This is a genomic window from Actibacterium sp. (assembly GCF_041584535.1).
Lineage (GTDB): Bacteria > Pseudomonadota > Alphaproteobacteria > Rhodobacterales > Rhodobacteraceae > Actibacterium_D.
The window spans coordinates 1-5,456 of sequence record NZ_JBFHDW010000180.1; the positions used below are offsets into that span (position 1 = coordinate 1).

The 5,456-nt window shown below is 64.7% G+C and carries 5 protein-coding genes and 1 pseudogene; all 6 read left to right on the top strand.

Annotated features, from left to right (window positions below):
* Positions 1–519: pseudogene (locus tag ABYW26_RS09710) on the top strand (hypothetical protein); the annotation flags it as partial.
* 2 nt (positions 520–521) lie between these two features.
* Entirely contained in the window at positions 522–1,835 is a 1,314-nt protein-coding gene (gene tolB / locus ABYW26_RS09715; RefSeq protein ID WP_372604624.1) for a Tol-Pal system beta propeller repeat protein TolB, read from the top strand.
* Between the two features lie 77 nt (positions 1,836–1,912).
* On the top strand, positions 1,913–2,404 hold the full coding sequence (pal, locus tag ABYW26_RS09720; RefSeq protein WP_372604625.1) for a peptidoglycan-associated lipoprotein Pal: 492 nt from the start codon (positions 1,913–1,915) through the stop codon (positions 2,402–2,404).
* Between the two features lie 12 nt (positions 2,405–2,416).
* Positions 2,417–3,244, top strand: a complete 828-nt coding sequence (ybgF, locus tag ABYW26_RS09725) for a tol-pal system protein YbgF (protein WP_372604626.1) — start codon at positions 2,417–2,419, stop codon at positions 3,242–3,244.
* Entirely contained in the window at positions 3,235–4,494 is a 1,260-nt protein-coding gene (gene tilS / locus ABYW26_RS09730) for a tRNA lysidine(34) synthetase TilS (RefSeq protein ID WP_372604627.1), read from the top strand. The genes ybgF and tilS overlap by 10 nt, the downstream gene beginning before the upstream one ends.
* A gap of 74 nt (positions 4,495–4,568) precedes the next feature.
* A partial coding sequence (locus ABYW26_RS09735) for an ATP-dependent metallopeptidase FtsH/Yme1/Tma family protein (protein ID WP_372604629.1) occupies positions 4,569–5,456 on the top strand: 888 nt, incomplete at its 3' end.

Sequence of the window (5,456 nt, forward strand, 5' to 3'; positions counted from 1 at the left end):
ACCGAGGCCGAAACGACCGACAATCGCGATGCGGTGCTGACTGCCTCGGTCCGGCCGCGCGCGCGGCCGGCCCGCCCCGATCCGGCCCCCACGCCCGAGGTCAAACCGACCCCGCCGCGCGATCCGATCGCTGATGCGGTGGCGCAGGCCGTGGCCGGTGGCGCGCAGGATACGACCGGCAACGGCACCGCGCCGGTCGGCCCGCCGCTGACCAGCGGCGAGAAAGACGCGCTGAGGATCGCGGTGCAAAGCTGTTGGAGTGTCGACCCCGGCTCGCCCGCAGCGCGGATCACCGTGGTCGTGGGCATTAGCCTGAGCGAGGACGGCATGGTGGACGGCAATTCGCTGAAACTTTTGTCGGACAGCGGCGGCGACCCGGCGGCGATCCGCTCGGCTTTTGATGCGGCGCGTCGGGCCATTTTGCGTTGCCAAAAGAATGGCTATGCTTTGCCGAAAGAAAAATACGCCCAATGGCGCAATATCGAGATCACCTTCGATCCGTCGAAAATGAGGAAATGAGCATGTTGAGACTTCTGACGCTGCTTTTGACCCTGATCGCGCTGCCGGCGGCGGCGCAAAACGGGCCGCTGCGTATCGTGATTGATCAGGGCGTGATCGAACCGATGCCCTTTGCGGTGCCCGATTTCATCGCGGAAACCGCCGAGGCCGCCAACTATGCCCGCGAGATCAGCCGCGTCGTGGCGGCGGACCTGACCGGCACCGGCCTGTTCCGCGAGATTCCGGCCTCGGCCTTTATCTCGGGCGTGACCAGTTTCGACAGCCCGGTGCAATATGCCGACTGGAAGGCCATCAACGCGCAGGCGCTGGTGACCGGCGCGGTGTCGGTGGCGGGCGGTGGGCGGATCACCGTCAAGTTCCGGCTGTTCGACGTGTTCTCGAATGCGCCTCTGGGCGGGGGGCTGCAATTCACCGGCACCACCGACACGTGGCGGCGCATGGCGCATAAGGTGGCGGATCAGGTCTATAGCCGGATCACCGGCGAGGGCGGTTATTTCGACAGCCGCGTGGTCTACATCGCCGAGACCGGCCCCAAGAACAACCGGGGCAAGCGGCTGGCGATCATGGATTACGATGGCGCCAATGTTCAGGCGCTGTCCGATGGCAAATCGCTGGTGCTGGCGCCGCGGTTCTCGCCGACCGGTGACCGGGTGCTTTACACCAGCTTTGAATCCGGCTTTCCGCGGATCTATCTGATGGATGTCGCCCGCCTGAGCCGCAAGGCGCTGGACGATCAGCCCGGCAGCATGACCTTTGCGCCGCGGTTCTCGCCCGATGGCCGCACTGTGGTCTATTCGCTGGAGCGCGGCGGCAACACCGATATCTATACGCTGAATCTGGACAATGGCCGCCGTCTGCAACTGACCTCGGCCCCGTCGATTGAAACCGGGCCCAGCTTTTCCCCTGATGGCAAGAACATCGTCTTTACCTCGGACCGGTCGGGCAATCCGCAGCTTTACATCATGTCCGCCGCTGGCGGCGAGCCGCACCGTATCAGCTTTGGCCAAGGGCGCTATTCCACGCCGGTCTGGTCGCCGCGTGGCGATATGATCGCCTTTACCAAGCAAAATCAGGGCCGGTTCCATATTGGCGTGATGCGGGTGGATGGCTCGGAAGAGCGTCTCTTGACCGCGTCCTTCCTTGACGAAGGCCCGACCTGGTCGCCGAACGGTCGGGTCATCATGTTCAGCCGCGAGACCGCCGGCGCCGGCGGCACAACGGCGCTGTATTCCGTCGATGTCTCGGGCCGAAACCTGCGGCGCCTGCCGTTGCAGGGCGGGGCCTCGGACCCGGCATGGTCGCCGTTGCTGCCGTAAGCGCGGGCGTTCCCAACCGTTGGGCAAACTGGTAAACTGACAACAATCGAGCCAAAAACGATAACAAGGACACAGAAATGAAAACCCTCACCAAATCCATTCTGGTTGTGGCGATGCTGGGCCTCGGAGCCTGCACCGACGCGGGCCGGTTTGACTCGACCGGCGGGGCCGGTGTCGGGATGGGCAATGCCTCGGACCCGACCTCGCCTGCGTATTTCCAAGAGGCGGTCGGTGATCGCATCTGGTTCGCGGTCGATCAAAGCACCCTCAGCGATCTGGCGGTCAGCGTGCTGAACGAACAGGCCGCATGGCTGATCAACAACACCGAATACAGCGCCCTGATCGAAGGCCATGCCGACGAACAAGGCACCCGCGAATACAACCTTGCCCTTGGCGCACGTCGCGCCAGCGCGGTGCAGGAATACCTGATCTCGCGCGGGGTGTCTCCGAACCGGCTGCGCACCGTCAGCTATGGCAAGGAACGCCCGATCGAGATTTGCTCGCAGGAATCCTGCTATGCCCAGAACCGGCGCGCTGTGACTGTTCTCAGCGCCGGCGCTGGCGCCTAAGGGGGGGCTGAGATGCGGCGGGGGCTGGTTTTCGCGGCCATGACGGCGGCACTGATGCTGGGGGGAACCGCCCCGGCATCGGCGCAATCGCGGGATGAGACGCTGGCCGATATCCGCCAGCAACTGTCGATGGTCTATGTCGATGTGCAGCGCCTGAAGCGCGAGCTTTCGACCACCGGCGGCGCAACCGGCGTCGGCGCTGGCGGCACGGTTCTGCAACGGTTGGACGCGATCGAGGCCGAGCTACAGCGCCTGACCGCCAAGGCCGAGCAATTGGAATTCCGCATCGACCGGGTGGTTGGTGACGGCACCAACCGCATCGGCGATCTGGAATTCCGCCTGTGCGAACTGGAACCCAAATGCGACATCAGCAAATTGGGGGAAACCACGACGCTGGGCGGGGATATCGGCATGCCGCCGGTGGTGACACCGACGCCGCCCGCCGTGACCGAACTGGCCGTGGGCGAACAGGCCGATTTCGACCGCGCCAAGGCGGCGCTGGACGAGAGCCGCTATGACGACGCGGTTCGCGCCTTTGCCGCCTTTGTCGACACCTATCCCGGTGGCCCGCTCAGCAGCGAGGCGCATTATTACCGGGGCGAGGCCCTGATCCAGCAGGGTCAGACCACCGACGCCGCCCGCGCCTTTCTGGAAAGCTTTTCCGGGGCGCCGCGTGGCCCGCGTGCGCCTGATGCCCTGTTCCAGCTTGGGCTTCAGCTTCAGGCGCTGGGACAAACCCAAGAGGCCTGCGTCACCTTGGGCGAGGTTGGCACCCGCTTTCCCGATGCGCCGATCGCCGCCGATGCCGAGGCCGCGCGCTTTGCGTTCCGGTGCAATTGAGCGCCGCAGCGTCTGATCTGACCGCCGCGTTTGCCGCGGCTCTTGGCGATGCGGCGCAAGCCGGGCTTGGGCTGGCGGTGTCGGGGGGCAGTGACTCGGTCGCGGTGCTGAGGCTGGCGCGCGATTGGGCCGACAAAACCGGCACAAGGCTGGCGGTGGCCACGGTCAACCACGGCCTGCGCGCCGAGGCCGTGTCCGAGGCCGCCTTTGTTGCCGACCTGTGCGCCGATCTGGATATTCCTCACCATGTGCTGAACTGGTCCGGCTGGGACGGGCAGGGCAACCTGATGGATCAGGCCCGCCGTGCCCGCTATCGACTGATCGCGGATTGGGCCGGATCGCAAGGGCTGGGCACGGTGGCCTTGGGCCATACCGCTGACGATCAGGCCGAAACCTTTCTAATGCGGCTGGCGCGGGGCTCGGGGGTGGATGGCCTGTCGGGGATGGCGGCGCGGCACCGGTCGAACGGCATTCTGTGGTTGCGCCCGGTGCTGGACCAGCGCCGCGCGGATTTGCAGGCCTATCTGCGGCAGATCGGGCAGAGCTGGATCGACGATCCCAGCAATGACGACCCCCGCTTTGACCGGGTGCGTATCCGGCAGATGATGGCGGTCCTGCAGGATCTTGGCCTTGGCGTCCAGACCCTGACCGCCACCGCCGATCGAATGGCCATGGCCCGCGCCGCATTGGAGCAGGCCGCCGTCCGCGCCGCCGCTGATTGCGCCACGATTGATCAGGGTGATGTGGTGTTTCAGATCGGCGTTCTGGCGGGTTTACCCGACGAAACCCGGCTGCGGTTGCTGTCAGCGGCGATCTGTTGGGTGGCCTCAGCCGACTATCGCCCACGTCTTAGCGCCCTGACCAACACCTGGTCCGAGCTTCTGGCCGGGCGGCAAAGGCCGCTGCATGGCGCCATGCTGATCCCGAAAAACCAACAGCTTCGGGTCACACGCGACCCGGCAGCGGTAGCGGGCCTGTGCACACCGTTCGGGGGGCTTTGGGATGGCAGATGGCGCATTTCCGGGCCTGAAAGCAACGGGTTAGAGGTTCGCGCGCTGGGGGCTGAAGGCCTGACATTCTGCCCGGATTGGCGCGAAACCGGGCGGCCGCGGATGGCGCTGTTGGCCTCGCCGGCGCTGTGGTCAGGCGACCATCTGATCGCCGCGCCACTGGCCGGGTTTGGCAATGGCTACCGCGCTGAATTGGCGCAGGGGGCTGAAAGCTTTGCCTTATCGCTGATAGCGCATTGAACCTCTGTCTTATATCTCTATTTTAGTGGGGTGGTCGGCCCTGTCGCCGATCCTTGATTGTTGAGGAGTCTTCCGTGGGTAACGCGCGTAACATCGCCTTTTGGGTTGTCCTGTTTCTGTTGATCCTGGCCCTGTTTAACCTGTTCAGCGGCGGACAAACGACGATGTCCTCGCAAACCCTGAGCTACACCCAGTTCCTTGAGCGTGTTGACGCGGGCGAGGTGACGGCGGTGCGGCTGGATGGGGAAAAAGCCCTGATCCGCGGCACGGATGGCGCCACCTATACGGCGATCATCCCGCAAGGCGTCGATCTGACTGACCGGCTGGTAGACAAGAACGTCGATATCTCGGCTGAACCGCAGGAACAGAACGGCCTGCTGGCCTATATCGGCACCTTGCTGCCGTTCATCCTGTTGATCGGCATCTGGATTTTCCTGATGAACCGGATGCAGGGCGGCGGCAAAGGCGGGGCGATGGGCTTTGGCAAATCGCGGGCCAAGCTGCTGACCGAAAAGCACGGGCGCGTCACCTTTGACGATGTCGCCGGCATCGACGAGGCCAAGGACGAGCTGGAAGAAATCGTCGAATTCCTGCGCAACCCGCAGAAATTCAGCCGCCTTGGTGGCAAGATCCCGAAAGGCGCGCTGCTGGTTGGCCCTCCGGGCACCGGTAAGACCCTGCTGGCGCGCGCGATCGCGGGCGAGGCGGGCGTGCCGTTTTTCACCATCTCGGGGTCGGACTTTGTGGAAATGTTCGTCGGCGTCGGCGCAAGCCGCGTGCGCGACATGTTCGAACAGGCCAAGAAAAACGCGCCGTGCATCGTGTTCATCGACGAGATCGACGCCGTGGGCCGGTCGCGTGGCGTCGGCTATGGCGGCGGAAATGACGAGCGCGAGCAGACGCTGAACCAGCTTCTGGTCGAAATGGACGGGTTCGAGGCCAACGAAGGCATCATCATCGTC